The sequence below is a fragment of the Stenotrophomonas pictorum JCM 9942 genome (assembly GCF_001431585.1).
Taxonomy (GTDB): Bacteria; Pseudomonadota; Gammaproteobacteria; order Xanthomonadales; family Xanthomonadaceae; genus Stenotrophomonas; species Stenotrophomonas pictorum.
Genome location: NZ_LLXS01000004.1, coordinates 48,520 through 72,283, shown reverse-complemented (window position 1 = coordinate 72,283; position 23,764 = coordinate 48,520). Strand labels below are relative to the sequence as shown.

Here is a 23,764-nt window from a genome sequence, read left to right as displayed (position 1 = left end):
CGAGTCAATCGGACTCGCAGGTGTCGAAATGACCCGCAGTCCGTTCATGGCCGCGATCATCCCGCTGGTCGATGACCTGTCGCGCGACCTGCCCGAGGCCGAGCGCTACCGGCGCCTGCTGCAGGTGCTGCGGCAACTGCTGCCGGCCGACGCGGTGGCGCTGCTGCGGCTGGACGGCGAGCAGCTGGTGCCGCTGGCGGTGGAAGGCCTGAGCGCGGACACGCTGGGGCGGCGCTTCCGGCTGGACCAGCACCCGCGGCTGGCGGCGATCCTGCAGGGCGCCGGCACGGTGCGCTTTGCCGCCGACTGCGGCCTGCCCGATCCCTACGACGGGCTGGTGGATTCGGTCCATGGCCACCTCGAGGTGCACGACTGCATGGGCTGCACGCTGTACATCGACGACCGGCCGTGGGGCGTGCTGACGATGGATGCGCTGCGCCCCGGGCAGTTCGGGCCGACCGAATGCGGCCGGCTGGAGGCGTTCGTCAGCCTGGCCGCGGCCACGGTCAAGGCGGTGGAGCGGATCGGCGCGCTGTCGGCGCAGCTGGGCGAGGAGCAGCGGTTGGCCGAGACCTGGCGGCAGGCCGCCGGCCAGCGTCCGCCGCCGGAGGTGGTGGGGCAGAGCAGCGCCTACAAGGCCTTGCGCAAGGAGATGGAGCTGGTCGCGCCGACCGACCTGGGCGTGCTGATCAGCGGCGAGACCGGGGTCGGCAAGGAGCTGGTCGCGCGCGGCATCCACCGCCGCTCGACGCGCGCGGACAAGCCGATGGTGGTGATCAACTGCGCCGCGCTGCCCGATGCGCTGGTGGAAAGCGAGCTGTTCGGGCATGTGCGCGGCGCCTTCACCGGCGCCGTCGGCGAGCGCCGCGGCAAATTCGAACTGGCCGATGGCGGCACCCTGTTCCTGGACGAGGTCGGCGAACTGCCGCTGGCCAGTCAGGCCAAACTGCTGCGCGTGCTGCAGAGCGGGCAGCTGCAGCGGGTGGGCTCGGACCGCGAACACCAGGTGGATGTGCGGGTGATCGCCGCGACCAATCTGGATCTGGCTGCTGCGGTGCGCGAAGGGCGTTTCCGCGCCGATCTGTACCACCGGCTCGGCGCCTACCCGCTTCGGGTGCCGCCGCTGCGCGAGCGCGAGCGCGACGTGCTGCTGCTGGCCGGCTATTTCCTGGAGGAGGCGCGCACGCGCATGGGCCTGCGCAGCCTGCGGCTGTCGGCCGAGGCACAGGCGGCGCTGCTGGGCTACGACTGGCCGGGCAATGTACGCGAACTGGAACACCTGATCGGCCGTGCGGTGCTGCGCGCACTGGCCGCCAGTGGCGAGGCCCGGCCGCGCATCCTCACCGTGGGCGCGCCGGCGCTGGAGCTGCCGCTGGCGGCGAATCCGGACGCCCCTTCCGCGCCGGAGACGATCCGCACACCGGTGGCCGATGATCTGCGCAAGGCGGTGGAGGATTTCCAGCGGCGGCAGATCGCCGCCAGTCTGGAGCGGCACGCCGGCAGCTGGACCGAGGCCGCCCGCGCGCTGGGGCTGGACCGCGCCAACCTCAACCGGCTGGCCAAACGGCTGGGGCTGAAGTGAGCCGCGAGGCGCGGCTTACTGCTCCGGACGGTTGAGCGCGGCGGTCATCGCCGCAGCGTCCTCGCGGTTGAGGAACAGGTATTCCAGCTCGGCCGCGCCGAACTTGTCTTCCAGCTCGTGCAGACGCACCGGGTGGTTGCCGAAGCGGTAATGGGTGCTGCCGTCCTCGTCGTTCGTGATGGCATACACGCCGAAGGAGGGCGGATTGGTCAGGGTGCCTTCCAGCTTCACGGCGGAAGGGTCGATGGCGCGCTCGATAAGGTCGTCTAGGTCGATCATGGCGTTGCGATAAGGCTGCAGGGGAGGGGTAAAGGGACGGTGCGGAGCGGGGAAGTCAGGTCAATGCGGCCCGCCCGGCGAAGGCCAGGGCGATGCGTTGCGGGCCGGTGCGGTCACGTCGGGCCCAACCTGTGCATTGCGATACCCGCGTTGATAGCCCGGATCGGGTGCATCGGAGGTGATTTTTGCCGCGCCCGGACGCCAGCCAGCCGCCGGCCGACTTCCCGCACAACGGCTGCGCGAAGGTGGCGTTGGGGGCGATGTGGGGGTCGACGCTTGGGTCTTCAATCGGCATGGCTGGCCTCGGATGGGCGCAGCCTGCCGTTAGTTTCGCGTTAAAACAAGCCCGCTCTCGCGGCGGGCCGGTGAACAGCCCGATCCGGCATGTTCAGCCGCCGCGGGCGCGCCGCGCCAGCGCGCTGCACAGGGCGATGAAGGCGGTCAGCGCGGCCATCGACAGGAACTGCATGCGGGTCTGCGGCGAGACCATCAGCAGGGCGAAGATCAGCGTCAGGATCGCCAGCGCCAGCACCGTCAGATACGGGAAACCGGCCATCCGGAACGGCAGCGGCGTGCCCCGCCGCTCGGCGCGGCGGCGCAGGATCAGCTGCGAGACCAGGGTGATGGTCCATACCAGCAGGCAGGTGGAACCGACCACGTTGAGCAGCACCGGCAGCACCTGGTCGGGGAACAGCAGTTCCAGCACGGTGGCGGCGAAGCCGAACAGCACACTGGCCAGCACCGCGATCACCGGCACCTGGCGGGCGTTGGTGCGCGCCAGCCAGCGCGGGGCTTCGCCGCGCTCGGCCAGCGAGTAGATCATCCGCGAAGCGCCGTAGAGGTTGGCGTTGAGTGCCGACAGCAGGGCGATCACCGCGATCAGGGTGATGGCGGTAGCGGCGCCGGGAATATTGGCCACCTGCAGCACGGCGGCGAACGGTGACTTCAGCGAGGCGCTGTTCCACGGGACCACGGCGATGATCACGCCGATCGAACCGATGTAGAACACCAGGATGCGCCAGGCCACGGTGCGGATGGCGCGCGCCAGGCTGCGCTCGGGGTCCTGGGTTTCGGCCGCGGCCACGGCCACGATCTCGGTGCCGCCGAAGGCGAAGATCACCACCAGCAGCGCCGCACCGATACCGGCCAGGCCCTTGGGCATGAACCCCTCATGGGCGGTGAAGTTGGCCAGCCCCGGCGAGGTCACGCCCGGCAGCAGACCCAGCAGCAGCGCGATGCCGACCAGGATGAAGGCGATGATCGCGCCGACCTTGAGGATCGCGAACCAGAACTCGAACTCGCCGTAGTTCCGCACTCCCAGCAGGTTGATCGCGGTGAACACCAGCATGAACGCCAGCGAGGTCAGTGGCACCGACAGCTGTGGCCAGACCGTGGCCAGCAGGCCGGCCGCGCCCACCGATTCGGCCGCGATCACCACCACCAGCTGCGCCCACCACAGCCAGCCCACGGTGGCCCCGGCGGTGGCGCCCAGTGCATCGGCGGCATAGACCGAGAACGCACCGCTGGTCGGGCGCGCGGCGGCCATCTCGCCCATGGCGTGCATCATGATGATGACCAGCGTGCCGGCCACCAGATAGGAGATCAGCACCGCCGGACCGGCGGCCTGGATGCCGACGCCCGAGCCGAGGAACAGGCCGGCGCCGATCGCGCTGCCCAGCCCCATCATGATCAGCTGGCGCGGCTTGAGCGCGCGTTCCAGGGACTGCGACGGCGCGGTGGCCGGGGCCGGAGGAGTGGCGGGCATCGGTGCGGTTCACGGCTGAGGAGGGCGACACCATACCGCGTCCACCCGTTGCCGTGTCTGTCCCGAAGGTTGGGGGGCGGGCCGGCGGCAACCGCCCCGCGTGGCGGCGGCGGACGTGCGGGCGCAGCAATTCTTTCGGCCGGTTTGCACTACCTTATGCCCTACCTTCCCGGGCGCCGAGGCGCCTTCCCAGAGACAGTAATGAGCCTGAAGACACTGAACCCCTACGACCTGTTCGATGTGCGTTCGCTGCTGAGCGAGGAAGAGCGCGCGGTGCAGGATTCCGTTGCCCGTTTCACCGACGAGCGGGTCATTCCGATCATCGGCGACTGTTTCGACCAGGGCCGCTTCCCGAGCGAGCTGATCGGCGAGATCGCCGACATGGGCCTGCTCGGCAGTTCGCTGCCGGAACAGTACGGGGGCGGTGGGCTCAACGGTGTCAGCTATGGCCTGATCTGCCAGGAACTGGAGCGCGGCGATTCGGGCATCCGCAGTTTCGTCTCGGTGCAGAGCTCGCTGTGCATGTACCCGATCTACGCCTACGGCTCGGAAGAACAGCGCCTGCGCTGGCTGCCGGACATGGCGCGCGGCAAGGTGATCGGCTGCTTCGGCCTGACCGAGGCGCATGGCGGTTCGGACCCGGCCAGCATGAAGACCCGCGCGGTCAAAGACGGCGGCGACTGGGTGATCAACGGCTCCAAGATGTGGATCACCAACGGCCCGGTGGCCGATATCGCCATCCTCTGGGCCAACACCGACGAGGGCGTGCAGGGCTTCGTCATCGAGAAGGGCACCCCGGGTTTCACCGCCCAGGAGATCAAGCACAAGATGAGCCTGCGCGCCTCGGTGACCGGCGCGCTGTTCTTCGACAACGTGCGCGTGCCCGATGCCAACCGCCTGCCCAACGTGAAGGGCCTGAAGGGCCCGCTGGGCTGCCTGACCCAGGCCCGCTACGGCATCACCTGGGGCCCGATCGGTGCGGCCATCGCCTGTCTGGACGAAGCGCTGGCCTACACCAAGGAGCGCATCCTGTTCGGCCGCCCGGTCGCCGCCACCCAGAGCGCGCAGATCAAGATGGCCGACATGGCCCGTCGCATCACCGCCGGCCAGTTGCTGGTGCTGCAGCTGGGCCGCCTGAAGGACGCCGGGCAGATGCAGCCGCAGCAGGTGAGCCTGGCCAAGTGGAACAACTGCCGCCTGGCCATCGACATCGCCCGCGAATGCCGTGACCTGCTCGGCGGCGCCGGCATCACCACCGAGCACGGTGCGATCCGCCATGCGCTGAACCTGGAGTCGGTGATCACCTATGAAGGCACCGAGACCGTGCACCAGCTGGTGATCGGCCGCGAGCTGACCGGCATCAACGCGTTCTGATCGCGGGCGAAGGGCCGCGCGGACGCGGCTGGCAACCGCGTTGCCGCCGGCGCAGGTTCCGGCGGCAACGTGAACGCCGCCCCACCCCGGCAGATGCCGCCGGCCTGTTGCCGGTGGGCGCCATCGGCAACAATATGCCCCCTTGATCCCGTCCTATCGGGCCACGTTCGACGCCGTTCGATCCGCCGCCCGGCCGTGCCGCCCTGTCGGCCAGTACCTACCGAGAGACCGTGAAGACACCCCAACAATTGCAGGCACTGATCGACGACGGTGTCATCGAAGAAGTGCTGCGCCCGCTCAAGAGCGGCAAGGAAGCGGCCGTTTACGTGGTCCGCAGCGGCGGTGAAGTACGCTGCGCCAAGGTCTACAAGGACATGGCCCAGCGCAGCTTCCAGCAGCGCGTGCAGTACCAGGAGGGCCGCAAGGTCCGCGGTTCGCGTGAGGCCCGGGCCATCGGCAAGGCCAGCAAGTACGGCCGCAAGCAGCAGGAAACGGCGTGGAAGAACACCGAGGTCGACGCGCTCTACCAGCTGCGCGAAGCCGGGGTGCGGGTGCCCGAGCCGTTCGGCTATTTCCACGGCGTGCTGGTGATGGAGCTGGTCACCGATGCCGAAGGCTTCAGCGCCGCGCGCCTGGGCGAGGTGGAGCTGGAGGCCGAGGAGGCGCGCCAGTTCCACGCGGTGCTGGTGCATCAGGTCAAGCTGATGCTGTGCTGCGGGCTGATCCACGGCGACCTGTCGCCGTACAACGTGCTGGTCGGCCCGGACGGCCCGATCGTCATCGATTTCCCGCAGGTGGTCAGCGCCGCCGGCAACAACGCCGCGCGCACCATGTTGCTGCGCGACGTCAACAACCTCACCGCCTTCCTCGGGCGCAGCGCGCCGGAACTGCTGGACACCTGGTACGGCGAGGAGATGTGGGAGCTGTTCCAGGCTGGCGAGCTGCAGCCGGACACCGTGCTGACCGGGCAGTACACCCCGGACATGAGCAGCATCGATCTGGACAGCGTGCGCCACGCCATCAACGACGCCCGCGAGGAGGCGCTGATCCGCCAGCAGGGCCGTGAAGCGGCCGAGCAGGACGACGACTGAGCCGCTGGCCGGCCGTCAAAACCGCGACGCGTAACTGCTGCAAATGCCGTCGGCCGGGTTGCGAAACCCGGCCGATCGTGTGTGCGGCGGTGCCGCGTTGGCCGGTGGGCGGCGTGCCGTGGCACCCTGCGCGTTCCGCTATCCGGGGTTGGGGGCTGCAGTGAACTTGCTTGAGGGTGTGCGCGTGCTGGACCTGTCCCGCATCCTGGCCGGGCCGTGGGCCACGCAGGTGCTGGCCGATTTCGGTGCCGATGTGATCAAGGTCGAGCGTCCCGGGGGGGGCGATGACACCCGCAGCTGGGGGCCGCCGTACCTGAAAGATGCCGCCGGCCACGACACCGGCGAATCGGCGTACTACCTGTGCGCCAACCGCGGCAAGCGCTCGGTGGCGATCGACTTCACCACGCCCGACGGGCAGGCGCTGATCCGCGAACTGGTTACCCGCTGCGATGTGCTGGTGGAGAACTACAAGGTCGGCGGGCTGGCCCGGTACGGGCTGGATTTCCCCCGCCTGCAGGCGCTGAACCCGAAGCTGGTGTACTGCTCGATCACCGGTTACGGCCAGGATGGACCGTACGCGCAGCGCGCCGGCTATGACGCGGCGATCCAGGCCATCGGCGGGTTGATGAGCGTGACCGGTGAGCCCGACGGCGCGCCCGGCGCCGGTCCGCAGAAGGTGGGGGTGGCCGCGACCGACCTGATGACCGGCCTGTATGCGGCCACCGCGATCTTGGCGGCGCTGCGCCATGCCGAACGCACCGGCATCGGCCAGCAGATCGATCTGGCGCTGCTCGATACCCAGGTGGCCTGGCTGGCCAACCAGGCCTCCAACTACCTGGTCGGCGGGGTGGTGCCGGAGCGGCAGGGCAGCGCGCATCCGAATATCGTGCCCTACCAGGTGATGCCGGCGGCCGATGGCTACTTCATGCTGGCCGTCGGCAACGATGGCCAGTTCGCGCGCTTGTGCGAGGTGCTCGGTGCGCCGCAGCTGGCGGCCGATCCGCGCTATGCGACCAATGCCGCCCGCGTCGCCCATCGCGATGCACTGGTACCACAGCTGCAGCAGTATCTGCGCGCGCGTCCGGCCGCGCAGTGGCTGGCGCTGCTGGAAAAAGCGGGGGTGCCGGCCAATCCGGTCAACCGCATCGACCAGGTGTTCGATGATCCGCAGGTGCAGGCGCGGGGGCTGAAGATCGAGCTGCCGCATGCCGGTGGTGGCCGCGTGGCGATGGTGCGCAATCCGCTGAAGTTCTCCGCCACCCCGCTCCAGTACACGCAGGCCGCGCCACTGCTGGGCCAGCACACCGCACAGGTGCTGGAGGAAATCCTCTCACTCGATGCCGGGCGCCTGCGGCAGTTGCAGGCGCTCGGGGTGCTCGGCGGCGGGGAGTGAACCGCGCACTCCGGACGCCAAGGGCCCGCGCCCGCCGGATTGTCCGCGCGCGTTACTGGCCGCCGGGAAAACCGTGCTGGCGCCAGGCCTCGAACACCACCACCGCCACCGAGTTGGACAGGTTCAGGCTGCGGTTGTTGGGCTGCATCGGCAGCCGCAGGCGGCGGCCGTCGGGCAGTGAATCCAGCAGGTCCTGCGGCAGACCACGCGTTTCCGGGCCGAACAGGAACGCATCGCCATCGGCGAAGGCCACGCTGTCATAGCGCACGCTGCCACGGGTGCTCATCGCGAACAGGCGCGTGGGCGCGATGCGCGCCAGCGCGGTGTCCAGGTCCGGGTGGACCTGCAGCTGGGCGTATTCGTGATAATCCAGGCCGGCGCGCTTGAGCTGCTTGTCAATGAGGTCGAAGCCCAGCGGTTCGATCAGGTGCAGGCGCGCGCCGGTATTGGCGCAAAGCCGGATCACGTTGCCGGTGTTCGGCGGGATCTCGGGCTGGTAGAGCAGAACATCGAAAACGGGTGCGGAAGTCATCGGCGCAGTTTACGCCGCCGCTGGCCCGGCCAGCGGTGTGGCCGGCTCAGCGGCCGAGCAGGTCGGCGGCGACGTCGATGGCCAGGGTCTGCAGATTCAGCGCACCCGGACGGAGCTGCAGGGCCGGCACCGCGACCACCCAGTGGCCCAGCGCGGTGGCCATCGCCAGGGTGATGGCGTGGCCGCGGTTGTGGTGCGTGGTTTCGGCGGCCAGCGCCTGGCGCTGCTCGCGGGTGGGGCGCACCTGGATGGCGGCCAGCGTCACCACCGGCCGGGCGGCGGCCAGTTCGGCATTGCGTTCGACGATCTGCCCGGCGGTCGGGCGGACCTGCACCGCGCTCAGGGTGGGAATGGCGCTGGTGCGCTCGTGTTCGGCCTGGGCCAGCTGGTCGGCGCTGGGACGCACCTGCACGGTTTCCAGGGTGGGGATGTCGGAAGCCTGGACCGAAGCGGCAAACGCGGTGCCGGCGGCAAGGGCGATGGCAATGGCGATGGACTTGGTGTTCATGGCAGGACCTGTTTGGTGTGTGTGAGCAGTGGTGTGGTAGTAATGTAGTACACCACTCCTCGTGCTGCAAGAAATTTCTTGCTTTCCGATGTCTGGTTCAGCGTTTGCTCAGGTTTGCTTCGGGGCTGGCTGCGCTGCAGTGAGAACAGAGCAGGCTGCATGCCAACTGCATCTCATTGATATGGCTTGGTTTCTTGTGGGTGCACGGTGTCCGTTGTCCGGACACTGGCCGTGCCGGGGTGTCCACCGCGGACGCGGTAGCCGGGAAACGCCGCTATGACGGATGGGCGGTGTGGCGACGGCGGGGCCCGGTTAGCATCAGCACTCACATTCATGCCCAAGGAAAGAGGAATGAACGCAGCTGTTCCCCGCACCGCCCTGCTCACCCTGGCGTTGAGCGCCGCCCTCGGAGGATTCGTCGGCGCGCCTCTGGTCGCCGAAGCCAAGCCCGCGCCGGTCGCGGCCCCGGCGGTGGATATCCCGTACGAACAGTTCACCCTGCCCAACGGCCTGCGCGTGGTGGTGCACACCGATCGCAAAGCGCCGATCGTGGCGGTGAACATCTGGTACCACGTCGGTGCCAAGGACGAGCCGTCCGGCCGCACCGGTTTTGCGCACCTGTTCGAGCACCTGATGTTCCAGGGCAGCGAGAACCACAGCGGCGAGTTTTTCGAACCGTTCAAGCAGGTCGGCGCCACCGACCAGAACGGCACCACCAATACCGACCGCACCAACTATTTCCAGAACGTGCCGACCACCGCGCTGGACATGGCGCTGTGGATGGAGTCCGACCGCATGGGCCATCTGCTCGGTGCGATCGACCAGGCCGCACTCGATGAACAGCGCGGCGTGGTGCAGAACGAGAAGCGCCAGGGCGAAAACCAGCCCTATGGCCAGGTGTGGGACAAGCTGACCCGCGCGCTGTATCCGGCCGGGCATCCGTACCACCACGGCGTGATCGGTTCGATGAACGATCTCAATGCCGCCTCGCTCGATGACGTGAAGACCTGGTTCCGCACCTGGTACGGCCCGAACAACGCGGTGCTGGTGCTGGCCGGCGATATCGATGTGGCCACCGCCAAAGAGAAAGTCGCCCGGTACTTCGGCGATATCCCGGCCGGTCCGAGCATGGCCCAGCCGAAGGTGGATGTGGCGCAGCGTCCGGCCAGCACCCGCGAGGTGATGACCGACAAGGTGCCGCAGGCACGCATCTACCGCGCCTGGAATGTGGCGCAGCTGGGCACGGCCGATATCGACCAGCTCGGGCTGCTGGCCTATGTGCTGGGCGGGGCCAAGTCCTCGCGGCTGGACCAGCGCCTGCTGCACAACGACAAGCTGGTGGACAACATCACCGCGATGGCCGACGCCTCGCAGCTGGGGTCCAACTTCCTGATCATGGCCACCGTCAAGCAGGGCGTGGACCCGGCCAGGGTGGAGGCGGCCATCGATGAGGAACTCAAGCGCCTGATCGCCGAAGGCCCGAGCGCCGATGAACTGGAGCGCGCCAAGGTGCAGTCGCGTTCGGGTTTCGTGCGCGGGATCGAGCGGATCGGCGGCTTCGGCGGCAAGGCCGACGCGCTGGCCGAATGCACCGTGTACGAAGGCGATCCGGGCTGCTTCCGCACCTCGCTGGCCAACATCGACAAGGCCACCGCCGGAGACCTGAAGGCGGTTGGCGCGAAGTGGCTGGGCGTGGGCGACCACACCCTGGTGGTCACGCCGGGCGCGCGGGTGGCGCTGGAGGAACTGCCCTCGGGCAAGCCGGCGCCGTTCAACGTGCCGGCGGTGGACCCGAAGTACACGGCACTGCCCAGCCAGGTCGACCGCAGCGCCGGCGTGCCGCAGACCACGAGCTTCCCCGAGCTGAAGTTCCCGCAGTTGCAGCGCGCCACGCTGAAGAACGGCACCCGGGTGGTGCTGGCCGAGCGCCATGACATCCCGGTGGTGCAGTTCAGCTATGAGTTCCCGGGGGGCTTCACCGCCGATCAGGGACGCAAGCCGGGCACCGCCAACTTCACCATGGGCATGCTCGATGAGGGCGCCGGTTCGCGCGGCGCGCTGGCATTCGCCGACGCCGCCGAGGCGCTGGGCGCGCGCATCGGCGCCGGCGCATCGTTGGACGGCGCCAGCGTGTTCCTGTCGGCGCTGAAGGAGAACCTGGCTCCGTCGCTGGCGCTGTATGCCGACGCGCTGCGCGCGCCGCGCTTCGACCAGAACGAGATCGACCGCATCAAGGCGACCTGGATCGCCGGCATCCAGCAGGAGAAGGCGCAACCCAACGCGGTGGCCATGCGCGTGCTGCCGCCGTTGCTTTACGGCGCCGGTCACCCGTATGCGATTCCGTTCACCGGCAGTGGCGATGAGGCGGCGATCGCCGCGCTCGGCCGCGAGGATCTGGTCGGTTTCCACAAGGCCTGGGTGCGTCCGGAAGCGGCCACGCTGATCGTGGTCGGCGACACCACGCTGCAGGAGATCGTGCCGCTGCTGGAGCGCCAGTTCGGTGACTGGAAGGGCGAAGGCGCCGCGGCCAGCGTGGCGGCACCGGCCCCGGTGGCCCGTCCGCAGGGCGCGCGCGTGTACCTGATCGACCAGCCCGGCGCGGTGCAGGCCAACCTGTTCGCCGGCCAGGTCGTGCCTTCCACCATGGATACGGGAGCCACCCGCTTCGATATGGCCAATGGCGTGCTCGGTGGTGATTTCACCTCGCGTCTGAACATGAATCTGCGCGAGGACAAGCACTGGTCCTACGGTGCGCGCAGCATGGCCAGCCCCGCCCTGGGCCAGCGGCCGTGGATGGCGGTGGCGCCGGTGCAGATCGACAAGACCGCCGAGGCGATGAAGGAGATGCACGCCGAGATCGCGCAGTTCGCCGGCGGCCAGCGCCCGCCCACGGCCGGGGAGGTCACCCGCATCCGCAACATCCAGACGCTGAGCCTGCCCGGCGCCTATGAGACCGGCGCGGCGGTGATGAGCACCATCGGTGGCATCGTCCGTTACCAGCGCCCGGATGATTACGTGTTCAAGCGCAAGGCCGAGATCGAGGCGATGACCCCGGCGCAGGTGGCGCAGGCCGCCGGCACGCTGGATCCGGCCGCGCTGACCTGGGTGGTGGTGGGGGATCTGAAGCAGACCGAAGCCCCGGTGCGTGCCCTGAACCTGGGTGAAGTCACCGTGATCGATACCGAAGGCAAGCCGGTGGCCGCCACGGCCAGGTAAGTTCCACGCAGCCCACGCCATGGCCCGCTCCGCAGTGGAGCGGGCCATGGATCATGACGGGTTCATTCATTCACGGCACAATCCGTTCCGTTATCTACAAGGAACTGTCCATGCGTATCGTGTTTCTGTCTGTCCTGATCGCCAGCACCGCTGCCTGCACCTGGGTGCCGATTGAATCTTCAGGCAAGGCGGTGCGCGTGCTGCCGGCCGGTCCGGTCGCGCCGGGGTGCGTGACCAAGGGCGAGATCGTGGTGTCGGTGAAGAACAAGGTCGGTTTCTACAACCGCAACCCGCTGCGTGTGCAGGAAGAGCTGGAAACCCTGGCCCGCAACGAAGCGCCCAGTGCCGGTGCCAATGCGGTGCAGGCGACAGGGCTGCCGGCCGATGGCAGCCAGCGCTTTGCCGCCTACCAGTGCCCGCCGCGCTGAGTGCGGCAACTGTCCGTGAGCCGGTGATTTTCCGGCTCCGCGGCGCGCAGGCACGTGGTCCCGGTGCCTGCCAGCGCGCCGGAGGGCTCCATACGGCGGGCCGTTTATTTGTAAAGATGCGGTAAAAAGGCGCAGAGGCTAGAATAGCGCCCCCTTCGCCTGAGTCTTGGCGCTTTCCGATGCCTTTCCAGAATGTCTCGATCGCGGGACTGGCGCATATTGATGCGCCGCATACGCTGACCTCCAAGGAAATCAACGAGCGGCTCCAGCCCACGCTGGAACGCCTGGGGATCCGTGCCGATGTGCTGGGCGATATCGCCGGCATCCACGCGCGCCGGCTTTGGGACCAGGGTACGCAAGCCTCTGATGTGGCCACCCTCGCCGGTCAGAAGGCGCTGGATGATGCCGGCATCACCGCCGACAAGATCGGCCTGCTGCTCAACACCTCCGTCAGCCGTGACTACCTGGAGCCGTCGACCGCGTCGATCGTGTCCGGCAACCTGGGCATCGGCGAAGACTGTGTCACCTTCGACATCGCCAACGCCTGCCTGGCCTTCATCAACGGCATGGACGTGGCCGCGCGCATGCTCGAGCGCGGTGATATCGATTACGCGCTGATCGTCGACGGCGAAACCTCGAACCTGGTCTATGAGAAGACCCTGGAGCGCATGATGTCCCCGGACATCACCGCCCAGCAGCTGCGCGACGAAGTCGCCGCGCTGACCACCGGTTCCGGTGCCGCGGCCATGGTGCTGGCACGCTCGGAGCTGGTGCCCGATGCGCCGCGCTACAAGGGCGGCGTGACCCGTGCGGCCAACGAGTGGAACAAGCTGTGCGTGGGCAACCTGGACCGCATGGTCACCGACACCCGCCTGCTGCTGATCGAAGGCATCAAGCTGGCCACCAAGACCTTCGAGGCCACGCGCGAGGCGCTGGGCTGGGCGGTGGAGGAGATCGACCAGTTCGTGATCCACCAGGTCAGCCAGCCGCACACCAACGCCTTCATCAAGGCCTTCGGCATCGACCCGAAGAAGGTGATGACCATCTTCGGCGAGCACGGCAACATCGGTCCGGCCTCGGTGCCGATCGTGCTGAGCAAGCTGCGTCAGCTGGGCAAGCTCAAGAAAGGCGACCGCGTGGCGCTGATGGGTATCGGCTCGGGCCTGAACTGCACGATGGCCGAAGTCGTCTGGTAAGCCGGCACGGCGCAGACGAAACACAGGGCCGGTTCTGCCGGCCCTTTTTCCAGGTGCGATGTGATGAACAAGTTCCCCGGCTATCCGAGCCACACCCACCGCTTCGAGGTCCGTCCCGGGCTGTCGATGAACTACATCGACGAAGGCCCGCGCGATGGCGAGGTGGTGGTGATGCTGCACGGCAACCCGTCGTGGAGCTATCTGTGGCGCCATCTGGTCAACGGCCTGAGCGACAAATACCGCTGCATCGTGCCGGATCACATCGGCATGGGCCTGTCCGACAAGCCCGATGACAGCCGGTACGAGTACACGCTGCAGTCGCGCGTGGATGATCTGGACGCGCTGCTCAGTCACCTGGGCATCACCGGTCCGGTGACGCTGGCGGTGCACGACTGGGGCGGCATGATCGGTTTCGGCTGGGCGCTGTCGCACCACGCGCAGGTCAAGCGGCTGGTGATCACCAATACCGCCGCATTCCCGCTGCCGGCCGAAAAGCCGATGCCGTGGCAGATCGCAATGGGCCGGCACTGGAAGCCGGGCGAGTGGTTCATCCGTACCTTCAACGCGTTCTCCGCCGGCGCCTCGTGGCTGGGCGTGAGCCGCAGGATGCCGGCCGAAGTGCGCCGTGCCTATGTCGCCCCGTACGACAGCTGGGCCAACCGCATCGCCACCATCCGCTTCATGCAGGACATCCCGCTGTCACCGGCCGACAAGGCGTGGTCGCTGCTGGAGCGTGCCGCTGCGGCGCTGCCGTCTTTCGCCGACCGTCCGGTGTATATCGCTTGGGGCCTGCGTGATTTCTGCTTCGACCACCACTTCCTGGCCGGCTTCCGCAAGGCCTTGCCGCAGGCCGAAGTGACCGCGTTCGAGGATGCCAACCACTACGTGCTGGAAGACAAGCACGAGGCCATCGTGCCGGCGGTGCGTGCGTTCCTGGAGCGCAACCCCCTGCCCTGACTGCCCGATGACAACCCCGCCGGACTTGCGCTGCGGCGGTTGGGCCCGGCAGCGCTCAGGCGGCGATCGGCGGCTGTGGCGGTGAGGATGGCGTGTTGCCGTTGTCGTCCGGCTGTGGACCGTCATTGTCGGCCGCATCGCGCCAGCGCCAGTCGGCCAGGGTCAACGGGGCCAGCCCATGGGCGGCGCGCGCGCGATCACACTGCGCGCTGACCTGGCCATATTCCCACGACGCATCGACTTCGCGACAGACGCTGGGACGGTTGGGGTGAATGGTGCAGCGCGAATATTCGCCAATGCGCGCATCCAGCGCCACGCAGCGGATCGGGTCCGAATAGGTGCCCTGCATGCACAGCCGGTGCGGGTCCAGGCGCTGGGTCAGCGCGTGTGGCACGCCGCCTTCGCTGGCTTCGTCCGATTCCATCCAGTGGAAGGCGACGCGGTACTGGGCGCAGCAGGCGCCGCAGCTGAGGCAGGGATGGGGCATGGGAGCCGGCCTTGGGGCGGCGATGCGGGTGGGGAAGCTGGAGGATTTTCCATGCCGCCGCTCCGCGCGCAAGAAATTTCTGCAGCGGTGACAATATGCCGATGAACGATTCCTGCAATATCGCCGCGCGCCTGCCCGAACTGGCGCGTGAACGGCCCGACCAGATCGCCATCCGTTGCCCGGGCCGGCCGGGCCCCGACGGCATGGCCCGCTACGATGTCACCCTGGATTACCGCACGCTCGATGCGCGCAGCGATGCCATCGGCGCCGGGCTGGCGGCCTATGGCATCGGCCGCGGTGTACGCGCGGTGGTGATGGTGCGGCCGGGGCCGGAGTTCTTCCTGCTGATGTTCGCGCTGTTCAAGATCGGCGCGGTGCCGGTGCTGGTCGATCCGGGCATCGACAGGCGCGCGCTCAAGCAATGCCTGGACGAGGCGCAGCCGCAGGCCTTCATCGGTATCCCGCTGGCGCATCTGGCGCGGCGGCTGCTGGGCTGGGCCAAACCGGCCACGCGGCTGGTCACGGTCGGCACGCGCTGGGGCTGGGGCGGCACCACCCTGGCCCGGCTCGAAGCGGCCGGGACCGGCGCCGGCAGCCAGCTGGCAGCCACCGCGCCGGAGGACACCGCGGCGATCCTGTTCACCAGCGGCTCGACCGGCGTGCCCAAGGGCGTGGTCTACCGCCACCGCCATTTCCTCGGCCAGGTGGAGCTGCTGCGCAACGCCTTCGGCATGCAGCCCGGTGGCGTCGATCTGCCGACGTTCCCGCCGTTCGCGCTGTTTGATCCGGCGCTGGGCCTGACCTCGATGATCCCGGACATGGACCCGACCCGGCCCGGCAGCGCCGATCCACGCAAGTTGCATGACGCCATCGCCCGTTTCGGCGTGACCCAGCTGTTCGGTTCGCCGGCGCTGATGCGGGTGCTGGCCGAGTACGGCCAGCCGCTGCCGACGGTGACCCGCGCGACCTCGGCCGGGGCGCCGGTGCCGCCGCAGACCGTGTCCAAGATCCGCGCGCTGATGCCGGCCGACGGCCAGTTCTGGACGCCCTATGGCGCCACCGAATGCCTGCCGGTGGCGGTGATCGAAGGCCGTGAGCTGGAGGCGACCCGCGCGGCGACCGAAAGTGGTGCCGGCACCTGTGTCGGCGCGGTGGTGGCGCCCAACCAGGTGCGCATCATCGCCATCACCGATGAACCCATCGCCAACTGGAGCGGTGTGCGCGAACTGCCCGTGGGCGAGGTCGGCGAGATCACCGTGACCGGGCCCACCACCACCGACAGCTATTTCAACCGGCCGCAGGCCACCGCCGCGGCCAAGATCCGCGAGGTGCTGGCCGACGGCAGCGAGCGCATCGTGCACCGCATGGGCGATGTGGGCTGGTTCGATGCGCAGGGGCGGCTGTGGTTCTGCGGGCGCAAGACCCAGCGCGTGGAAACCGCCACCGGGCCGCTGTACACCGAGCAGGTCGAGCCGGTGTTCAACACCGTGCCCGGCGTGCGTCGCACCGCGCTGGTCGGCGTGGGGCCGCTGGGCCGGCAGGTGCCGGTGCTGTGCTACGAACGGCTGCCCGGCAGCGAGGCCGCCGCCATCGAGCAGGCGCTGCGCGCACTGGCGGCAACGCAGCCCAGGCTGGCCGGGATCGGCCGGTTCCTGCAGCATCCGGCGTTTCCGGTGGACATCCGCCACAACGCCAAGATCGGCCGCGAGAAGCTCGCGGTCTGGGCGGCAACCCGATTGAAGGAGCGCGCATGAAGATTCTGGTCACCGGCGGCGGTGGATTTCTCGGTCAGGCGCTGTGCCGGGGCCTGGTCGCGCGCGGCCACGAGGTGCTCAGCTTCAACCGCGGCCATTACCCGCAGCTGCAGGCGCTGGGCGTGGGCCAGATCCGCGGCGATCTGGCCGATGCCAATGCGGTGCACCACGCCGCCGCCGGCGTCGATGCGATCTTCCACAACGCCGCCAAGGCCGGCGCCTGGGGCAGCTATGACAGCTACTTCCAGGCCAATGTGGTTGGCACCCGCAACGTGCTGGCCGCCTGTCGCGCGCATGGCATCGGGCGTCTGGTCTATACCTCCACGCCGAGCGTGACCCATCGCGCCACCCATCCGGTGGAGGGGCTGGGCGTGGACGAGGTGCCCTATGGCGAGGATTTCCAGGCGCCGTACGCGGCCACCAAGACCCTCGCCGAGCAGGAAGTGCTGGCGGCCAACGGCGCCGAGCTGGCCACCGTCGCGCTGCGGCCGCGGTTGATCTGGGGGCCGGGCGACAACCAGCTGGTGCCGCGTCTGGCACAGCGGGCCAGGGCCGGGCGCCTGCGTTTTGTCGGCGACGGCAGCAACAAGGTCGATACCACGTTCATCGACAATGCCGCGCAGGCGCACTTTGATGCGTTCGACCATCTGGTGGTCGGTGCGGCCTGTGCCGGCAAGGCCTACTTCATCTCCAATGGCGAGCCGCTGCCGATGCGCGAACTGCTCAACCGGCTGCTGGCCGCGGTGGGCGCGCCGGCGGTGGACAAGACGATCTCGTTCAAGGCCGCCTACCGCATTGGCGCGGTCTGCGAAAAGCTGTGGCCGCTGCTGCGGCTGCGTGGCGAGCCGCCGATGACGCGTTTTCTGGCCGAGCAGCTGTGCACGCCGCACTGGTATTCGATGGAGCCGGCGCGCCGCGATTTCGGCTACGTGCCGAAGGTGTCGATTGAAGAGGGGTTGCGTCGCTTGGCAGCGGCGACCACTGCCGGTTGAGCTGCGTCGTCATGCCGCTATCACGTCGCGATCACCGTGTCGCGACCGCCGGACATGGAAGATGCACCGCGTGTCCAAACAGCGGAACTTTCCCATGCTCCATTACGCCGTCGTCTTCTTTGTGATCGCCATCATCGCCGCGGTACTGGGCTTCAGCGGTATCGCCGGCGCTGCCAGCAATATCGCGTGGATCCTGTTCGTGGTGTTCCTGATCCTTGCGGTGATCTCGCTGTTCCGCAAGAAAGTCTGATCGCACGATCGCCCTGCACGACGACGGCCCGCCCGGGTGACCGGTGCGGGCCGTTTCTTTTCCTTTATCCGGCGGGCCGCGGTCGTTCGCGGCAGATCACGCTCTTGCCCTCGGCACCGTACGGCCTAGGCGGTCACGATGCGGGCGATAGGGACCCGGCGGTGATGGCGCGCGGCGCATCACCGGCCTGATCGCCTGTGGTCAGGCCAGAGCGTTGATCGAGCTGCTCAGGGCCTTGTCCGCGGCGTGGCGTTCCAGCGCCAGTTCGATCAGCCGGGTGATCAGCGCGGTGTAGCCCCGCCCGCTGGCCCCCCACAGCTTGGGATACATGCTGATCTTGGTGAAGCCGGGCAGGGTGTTCAGCTCGTTGATGACCACCTCACCGGTCGCGGTGAGGAACACGTCCACCCGCGCCATGCCGATGCAGTCCAGCGCCTGGTAGGCGCGCACGGCGATCTGGCGGATACGCTGCTGCGCGTCGGCGCTGATGTCGGCCGGGATCACTGTCTCCGCGCCGCTGGCGCTGATGTACTTGGTGTCATAGGCGTAGAAATCGTCATGCACCACCACTTCGCCGCAGACGCTGGCCTCGGGGACCTCGTTGCCGAGCACCGCACATTCGATCTCGCGCCCGGCAATGGCCGATTCCACCAGCACCTTGTGGTCGAACGACAGCGCCAGTGCCAGCGCGGTGGCGAACTCGGCGGCATTGCGCACCTTGCTCACGCCCACCGAGGAGCCCTGGTTGGCCGGTTTGACGAACAGCGGCGAGCCCAGCTGGGCGACCAGCGTCTCGTAACTGGCCTGCGCGGCGCTGACCCGGTTGAAACAGGCAAACGGCGCCACCGCCAGTCCGGCATCGCGCAACAGGCGCTTGGCCACATCCTTGTCCATCGCCGCGGCCGAACCGAGCACGCCGGGGCCGGCAAACGGCAGGTTCAGCGTACGCAGCAGGCCCTGCAGGGTGCCGTCCTCGCCCAGGGTGCCGTGCACGATCGGGAACACCACATCCAGCTGCGGCACCTCGCGGCCATCGGCGGCCAGCAGCTGGCCGCGCTCGGCGCCCGGCAGCACCGACAGTACCGGGCCGGAGGTATCCAGCGCGATGCGCTTGGGGTCCTCGGCGTTGTGCAGGAAATTGGCCGCATCGCACAGGTGCCACAGGCCCTGCTTGTCGATGCCGATCAGGCTGACGTCGAACCGGTCCTTGTCCAGCGCATCGAAGATGTTTTTCGCCGATTGCAGCGAGACCTCGTGCTCGGCCGAACGACCGCCGAAGATGATGCCAACCCGGGTCTTGCCCATTGCCTGTGTGCTCCTGCCGCGTGTGTTGAAGGGAATATGCATAGCATGAACCTTCCGGCGTCCGCCTGCGCGGGCGCGTGGCGGTTATCTGTCGATTAATCCACGTGCGGCGATGCGCTTGCGCGGGCAGGTAGAATGCCCGCCATGCCTGCATCCCCCTTCAATGTGATCAAGCCGCTGGCCGGCCGTGCGCTGGAAGTGGCGCTCAACCGTGCACTCGCGCTGGACCCGGATACCCGCACCGCATTGGCCCCGCTCGATGGCCAGCGCATCGCCCTGACCCTGGAATCGCCGTCGCTGGCGATGCAGATCGGAGTCAGCGGCCAGCGCCTGACCGTCGGCCCGGTGGACCCCTCGCTGGAGCCGGACCTGGCCGTGCGCAGCACCCTGGGAGGTGTTCTGGCGCAGCTGCCATTCCTGGCCAACGCGCGGCGCGGCAACAGCGCGCCGGCCGGCCGGGTGAAAGTCTCCGGTGACGCCGAGCTCGCCCGTCGCCTGCAGCAGCTGGCCATGCGCTTCGATCCGGACTGGCAGCAGCCGTTCGTCAAGGCGTTCGGTGAGGTGCTGGGGGTGCAGATCGCGCAGACCCTGCGCGCGGCGCTGGCACAGGCCCGCCGCAGTGCCAGGGATCTGGCCGAGACCGCCGCCGAGTATGTCACCGAGGAATCGCGTGATGTGGTGGCCCGCGCCGAACTGGAGGCCTTCCATGACGATGTGGACGTGATCCGTGACGACGTCGAGCGCATGGCCGCGCGCATCGCGCGCCTGCGCCAGCGCGCCGGGGGTGCCGCATGAAGGCAACCCGCGCCATGTTCCGCGCCAGCCGCATCGGCCGGGTGATCCTGCGTTACCGTCTGGACGACCTGCTGGATGGCACTCCGGTCGAGCGCTGGCTGCGCGTGGCCAAGCCGTTCGTGCCGCGCGCCAGTGCCGATATCGCCTCACAGTCGCGCGGTGCCCGGCTGCGTCTGGCGCTGCAGGAGCTGGGACCGATCTTCGTCAAGTTCGGGCAGATTCTGTCCACACGACGCGATCTGGTCCCGCCGGATGTCGCCGTCGAGCTGACCCTGCTGCAGGACCGGGTCAAGCCGTTCGACGGCGAGCAGGCGCTGCGGATCGTCGAGCAGGCGCTGGGCCTGCCGATCACCGAGGCCTTCGCCAGCTTCGACACCACGCCGCTGGCCTCGGCCTCGATCGCGCAGGTGCATGCCGCAACCCTCGACGACGGCCGCCAGGTGGTGGTCAAGGTGCTGCGCCCGGATATCGAAAAGCAGATCGCCGGTGACATCGCCCTGCTCAAGTCGCTGGCCGCGCTGGTCGAGCGCACCCATCCGCGCGCCGACAAGATCCGTCCGCGCGAAGTGGTGGCCGAGATCGAGACCACCCTGGCGGCCGAGCTGGACCTGCAGCGCGAAGGCGCCAACGCCAGCGTGCTGCGCCGCTTCTGGGAAAACTCCGACGACCTGTACGTGCCGGAGGTGATCTGGAGCCACACCGCCGAACGCGCGCTCACCCTGGAACGTGTCTGGGGCATTCCCTCCGACGACATCGTCGCGCTGGACAAGTCCGGCATCGACCGCAAGGCGCTGGCGGCCAAGGGCGTGCGCGTGTTCTACACGCAGGTGTTCCGCGACAACTTCTTCCACGCCGATGCGCACGCCGGCAACATCTGGGTCGACCTCGATCCGGCGCGCCGCGGCAACCCGCGCTTCATCGCGCTGGACTTCGGCATCATGGGCCAGCTCTCGGAAGAGGACCAGTTCTACCTGGCCGAGAACTTCATGGCCATCTTCAACCGCGACTACCGCCGCATCGCCGAGCTGCACCTGCAGGCGCAGTGGATGCCGGCCACGGTGCGGATCGACGAGCTGGAGGCCGCCGTACGCGCGGTCTGCGAGCCCTACTTCACCCGGCCGCTGTCGCAGATCTCGCTGGCCGAAGTGCTGATGAAGCTGTTCCGCACCGCCCAGCGTTACCAGCTGACCCTGCAGCCGCAGCTGATCCTGCTGCAGAAGACCTTGCTCAACATCGAGGGTGTAGGTCGCCAGCTCGATCCGAACCTGGACATCTGGGAAGTGGCCAAGCCGGTGCTCGAACGCATCCTGCGCGAGCGCTACAGCCCGCGCCGCGCGCTGAAGGAGCTGCGCAAGCGCCTGCCGGAAATCATGACCCAGGCGCCGGACATGCCGGCGCTGCTGCACAGCTGGCTGCGCCAGCAGGTGGAAGGCAAACATGAGCTGGCGATGCGCTCGCAGGACATCGTCACGCTCAATGACACGCTCAAGCGCATGCAGCGGCGCGTGATTACCGCTGTGACCGGAGTCGGGCTGGTGGTGGTGTCGGCGCTGCTGTACGGCTTGCAGGCCGGTGGCCCGCAGCTGGCGTCCATCCCGGTGTGGTCGTGGATCACCGGGGGTGTTGGCGTGCTGGCATTGGCGTCGGCGTGGCTGCGTCGATGAGCGAGGCGCTGGAGCAGGCGGTGGAACCGGTGGTTTTCGAGCCCTTGCCGCTGCTGTACGAAGACCCGTGGCTGGCGGTGGTCAACAAGCCGGCCGGGCTGATGGTCCACGACAGCAAGCTCGCGCGTGGCGAGGATGACTTCCTGGCCGACCGGCTGCGCGAGCAGCTGGGCAAGCCGATCTTCCTGGTGCACCGCCTGGATCGCGCCACCAGCGGCTGCCTGCTGCTGGCCTTCGACCGCGACAGCGCCAGCGTGCTGGGCAAGGCGCTGATGGGGGGCGAGGTGGAGAAGGATTATCTGGCCGTATGCCGCGGCTGGCCGGCCGAAGCGGCTTTTACCGTCGATCACGATCTGGATGGCGGCCCCGGCAAGCCGGTGAAGAAGCCGGCCATCACCCATTTCCAGAAACTACTGGAAGGGGAGCTGCCGGTTCCGTCGGCGGGCTTTCCGACCTCGCGCTATGCGCTACTGCGCTGCCAGCCGCAGACCGGGCGGTTCCGCCAGATCCGCCGGCACCTCAAGCACATGTTCCACCACCTGATCGGCGACACAAGCCATGGTGACGGCCGGCACAACCGCAGCTTCCGTATGCAGGGCGTGCACCGCATGCTGCTGCACGCCGAGCGCCTGGCCTTCCCGCACCCGCAGGACGGGCGCCGCATCGAAGTACACGCCCCGCTGGATCGTGAGTTCCGGAAGGCGCTGGACCTGTTCGGCTGGCAGCTCGGCCAGGCCTGACGCGCCCCTGGCGCTACGCGGGGGCGGCCGGTGTAGCCCGTATCTCTCCGCTGCTTTGAGCTGCCTGGCGGGCCAGGGCGGCACGCTTCGGGCGCTGGCATGACAGCCGAAAGGCCAGCCGCCGCTCTGGCGGCCTTGCCGACCGGCCGGAGTCATCGTTCGGCCGTCGGCATCGGCAGCGGCGCCGCACCGGGGCCGCTGCCGCATCGCGTTACAGCGCGGCGCCTGCCGCGGCCTGTTTCTCGGCCCTGGCGCGTTCCAGCAGTTCGGCCACTTCGGCGTTGTCGGGCGCGGCGGCATGCAGGCGCTCGAGCAGGACCCGTGCCTGTTCCGGTTTGTCCTGCCGGTAGAACACCTGGGCCATGCCCTGCATCGCGTCATGGTCGTCAGGCGAGAGCTCCAGCGCCTGGCTGAAGGCGGCATGGGCACCGTCGGTATCGTCCAGCCGCAACAGTGCAAAGCCCAGTCCGCTGGAGGCATCGGAACGGGCCCCGGGCATCTGGCTGGCGGCGCGGAAGCTGTTGCGGGCCAGCTCGTTGTTCGCCTGCCGCAGATGCACCCAGCCTTCGGCCACATGCGCCGAATAGTCCAGCGGCTGCACGCTGTGCAGTTCGCGCAGGGCGGCGTCATATTCCTGCTGGCGGAACAGGCGGCGGGCGCGCTCGTTGGCCAGCTGGCGCGGCGTTCGGTCATGTTTGACCGAGCCATCGAACTGGCGGGTATCGACCGTGCCGTGCTTTTCCAGATAGTCGCGCACGTTGGCGGCGCGGTGCAGGCCCAGGTAGCAGTGGATGTACACGGTGCCGGGGGTGTTGATCGCGGTCTCGGCGGCGGCGCGCGAGTTGCGCTCGTAATCCTCACCGAAGCGCTGGCCGAGGATGCTGCCCATCGGGAAGTTGTGCACTTCGATGCCCAGCTCCGCCGCGCGCTTCTTTTCCTCCTCCAGCAGCACCGCCTCGTAGGGGACCTTGGGGTTGAGCAGGCTGATGATGGTGGTCACGCCTTCGTCCTTCAGGCGATCCATGTCGGCTTGCACCGGATACGGGCCGAACACGAAGCGTGCCGACGTCACCGACTGTTGTGCGCGCCAGGGCTGCACCACGAAGCTGGCCGGATTCAGCAGAACCCAGACGCCCGCACCAAAACCGAGCAGGCCCACAACAGCGAGCGCAGCCAGCCATTTGTTCCTTGTGGACTTTTTCATTCCCTCTCCCCGGGACTGCACTGACTGGATGTCAGTGCTTGTTGTGACGATTGTCACGAAATTCCGACATTTTTCCAACGGACCGTCATCGTGGCCAGTTTCGCGGCCTGCCGGCGGGACGTCCCGGCTTACGGCGCGTCATGCCCGGTGGGGGGGGGCAGCGGCGTATCGCCGACGGCCGTGCCAGCAATGTTGCACCGCACAGGCGCGCGGCGCGCTCAAAACAGGAAGCAGGCCGTAGCCTGGGATCTG

At 68.4% G+C, this 23,764-nt stretch carries 21 protein-coding genes; 14 read left to right on the top strand and 7 right to left on the bottom strand.

What is annotated here, in order from left to right; all coding sequences use genetic code 11:
* Window positions 1–28 precede the first annotated feature (28 nt).
* On the top strand, window positions 29–1,582 hold the full coding sequence (norR, locus tag ARC78_RS00945; RefSeq protein WP_057505527.1) for a nitric oxide reductase transcriptional regulator NorR: 1,554 nt from the start codon (window positions 29–31) through the stop codon (window positions 1,580–1,582).
* A 15-nt stretch (window positions 1,583–1,597) separates the two neighbouring features.
* Here the strand turns inward: norR and ARC78_RS00940 are convergent, their stop codons facing one another.
* Both ARC78_RS00940 and ARC78_RS00935 read right to left on the bottom strand, forming a co-directional pair.
* Window positions 1,598–1,861, bottom strand: coding sequence for a hypothetical protein (locus ARC78_RS00940; protein ID WP_054660632.1), 264 nt, complete (start codon window positions 1,859–1,861; stop codon window positions 1,598–1,600).
* Window positions 1,862–2,249: 388 nt separating this feature from the next.
* The gene (locus ARC78_RS00935; RefSeq protein WP_057505526.1) at window positions 2,250–3,626 is read right to left on the bottom strand and encodes an amino acid permease; all 1,377 of its coding nucleotides are present in this window, start codon (window positions 3,624–3,626) and stop codon (window positions 2,250–2,252) included.
* Between the two features lie 201 nt (window positions 3,627–3,827).
* On the opposite strand from ARC78_RS00935, the gene ARC78_RS00930 reads away from it, so the two are divergent.
* The 3 genes from ARC78_RS00930 (at window position 3,828) to ARC78_RS00920 (ending at window position 7,484) form a co-directional block, all read left to right on the top strand.
* Window positions 3,828–5,000 carry an acyl-CoA dehydrogenase family protein gene (locus ARC78_RS00930; RefSeq protein ID WP_054660849.1) on the top strand — a complete coding sequence of 391 codons (1,173 nt, stop codon included), beginning with the start codon at window positions 3,828–3,830 and terminating at the stop codon, window positions 4,998–5,000.
* Window positions 5,001–5,230: 230 nt separating this feature from the next.
* Window positions 5,231–6,091: a PA4780 family RIO1-like protein kinase gene (locus ARC78_RS00925; RefSeq protein ID WP_057505525.1), complete on the top strand. Its 861-nt coding sequence runs from the start codon at window positions 5,231–5,233 to the stop codon at window positions 6,089–6,091.
* Window positions 6,092–6,251: 160 nt separating this feature from the next.
* The gene (locus ARC78_RS00920; RefSeq protein ID WP_054660166.1) at window positions 6,252–7,484 is read left to right on the top strand and encodes a CaiB/BaiF CoA transferase family protein; all 1,233 of its coding nucleotides are present in this window, start codon (window positions 6,252–6,254) and stop codon (window positions 7,482–7,484) included.
* 52 nt (window positions 7,485–7,536) lie between these two features.
* Here the strand turns inward: ARC78_RS00920 and ARC78_RS00915 are convergent, their stop codons facing one another.
* Window positions 7,537–8,016: a tRNA (cytidine(34)-2'-O)-methyltransferase gene (locus ARC78_RS00915; protein ID WP_054660168.1), complete on the bottom strand. Its 480-nt coding sequence runs from the start codon at window positions 8,014–8,016 to the stop codon at window positions 7,537–7,539.
* 46 nt (window positions 8,017–8,062) lie between these two features.
* Complete coding sequence (locus ARC78_RS00910; protein ID WP_057505524.1) at window positions 8,063–8,524, bottom strand: XAC0231 family protein; 462 nt, start codon at window positions 8,522–8,524, stop codon at window positions 8,063–8,065.
* 351 nt (window positions 8,525–8,875) lie between these two features.
* Here ARC78_RS00910 and ARC78_RS00905 point away from each other — a divergent pair, with 351 nt between their 5' ends.
* The 4 genes from ARC78_RS00905 to ARC78_RS00890 all read left to right on the top strand — a co-directional run bounded on the left by ARC78_RS00905 (window position 8,876) and on the right by ARC78_RS00890 (window position 14,321).
* Window positions 8,876–11,740 (top strand): M16 family metallopeptidase, encoded by a 2,865-nt coding sequence (locus tag ARC78_RS00905; protein ID WP_057505523.1) that lies wholly within the window; start codon window positions 8,876–8,878, stop codon window positions 11,738–11,740.
* Window positions 11,741–11,850: 110 nt separating this feature from the next.
* Complete coding sequence (locus ARC78_RS00900; RefSeq protein WP_054659906.1) at window positions 11,851–12,168, top strand: DUF4156 domain-containing protein; 318 nt, start codon at window positions 11,851–11,853, stop codon at window positions 12,166–12,168.
* A gap of 179 nt (window positions 12,169–12,347) precedes the next feature.
* Window positions 12,348–13,364 (top strand): 3-oxoacyl-ACP synthase III, encoded by a 1,017-nt coding sequence (locus ARC78_RS00895; RefSeq protein WP_054659904.1) that lies wholly within the window; start codon window positions 12,348–12,350, stop codon window positions 13,362–13,364.
* A 63-nt stretch (window positions 13,365–13,427) separates the two neighbouring features.
* The gene (locus tag ARC78_RS00890) at window positions 13,428–14,321 is read left to right on the top strand and encodes an alpha/beta fold hydrolase (RefSeq protein ID WP_054659902.1); all 894 of its coding nucleotides are present in this window, start codon (window positions 13,428–13,430) and stop codon (window positions 14,319–14,321) included.
* Between the two features lie 55 nt (window positions 14,322–14,376).
* Here ARC78_RS00890 and ARC78_RS00885 read toward each other — a convergent pair whose 3' ends face one another.
* On the bottom strand, window positions 14,377–14,808 hold the full coding sequence (locus ARC78_RS00885; protein WP_054659900.1) for a YkgJ family cysteine cluster protein: 432 nt from the start codon (window positions 14,806–14,808) through the stop codon (window positions 14,377–14,379).
* 101 nt (window positions 14,809–14,909) lie between these two features.
* Here ARC78_RS00885 and oleC point away from each other — a divergent pair, with 101 nt between their 5' ends.
* The 3 genes from oleC to ARC78_RS16215 all read left to right on the top strand — a co-directional run bounded on the left by oleC (window position 14,910) and on the right by ARC78_RS16215 (window position 17,804).
* Window positions 14,910–16,562, top strand: a complete 1,653-nt coding sequence (oleC, locus tag ARC78_RS00880; protein WP_057505555.1) for an olefin beta-lactone synthetase — start codon at window positions 14,910–14,912, stop codon at window positions 16,560–16,562.
* Complete coding sequence (gene oleD, locus ARC78_RS00875) at window positions 16,559–17,554, top strand: 2-alkyl-3-oxoalkanoate reductase (protein WP_057505522.1); 996 nt, start codon at window positions 16,559–16,561, stop codon at window positions 17,552–17,554. Before oleC ends, oleD begins: the two co-directional genes overlap by 4 nt.
* Before the next feature lie 94 nt (window positions 17,555–17,648).
* The gene (locus tag ARC78_RS16215; RefSeq protein ID WP_083468499.1) at window positions 17,649–17,804 is read left to right on the top strand and encodes a DUF1328 domain-containing protein; all 156 of its coding nucleotides are present in this window, start codon (window positions 17,649–17,651) and stop codon (window positions 17,802–17,804) included.
* A 201-nt stretch (window positions 17,805–18,005) separates the two neighbouring features.
* On the opposite strand, the gene ddlA is transcribed toward ARC78_RS16215, so the two are convergent.
* On the bottom strand, window positions 18,006–19,109 hold the full coding sequence (ddlA, locus tag ARC78_RS00870; RefSeq protein ID WP_057505521.1) for a D-alanine--D-alanine ligase: 1,104 nt from the start codon (window positions 19,107–19,109) through the stop codon (window positions 18,006–18,008).
* Window positions 19,110–19,253: 144 nt separating this feature from the next.
* Here ddlA and ARC78_RS00865 point away from each other — a divergent pair, with 144 nt between their 5' ends.
* From ARC78_RS00865 to ARC78_RS00855, 3 genes are read left to right on the top strand one after another with little or no spacing between them, the layout of a single operon-like run.
* Complete coding sequence (locus tag ARC78_RS00865) at window positions 19,254–19,904, top strand: ubiquinone biosynthesis accessory factor UbiJ (RefSeq protein ID WP_054659518.1); 651 nt, start codon at window positions 19,254–19,256, stop codon at window positions 19,902–19,904.
* Window positions 19,901–21,568, top strand: a complete 1,668-nt coding sequence (gene ubiB, locus ARC78_RS00860) for a ubiquinone biosynthesis regulatory protein kinase UbiB (protein ID WP_057505520.1) — start codon at window positions 19,901–19,903, stop codon at window positions 21,566–21,568. The genes ARC78_RS00865 and ubiB overlap by 4 nt, the downstream gene beginning before the upstream one ends.
* Complete coding sequence (locus ARC78_RS00855) at window positions 21,565–22,308, top strand: pseudouridine synthase (protein WP_057505519.1); 744 nt, start codon at window positions 21,565–21,567, stop codon at window positions 22,306–22,308. Before ubiB ends, ARC78_RS00855 begins: the two co-directional genes overlap by 4 nt.
* Before the next feature lie 211 nt (window positions 22,309–22,519).
* On the opposite strand, the gene ARC78_RS00850 is transcribed toward ARC78_RS00855, so the two are convergent.
* Window positions 22,520–23,512: a tetratricopeptide repeat protein gene (locus tag ARC78_RS00850; protein WP_096144874.1), complete on the bottom strand. Its 993-nt coding sequence runs from the start codon at window positions 23,510–23,512 to the stop codon at window positions 22,520–22,522.
* Window positions 23,513–23,764 lie beyond the last annotated feature (252 nt).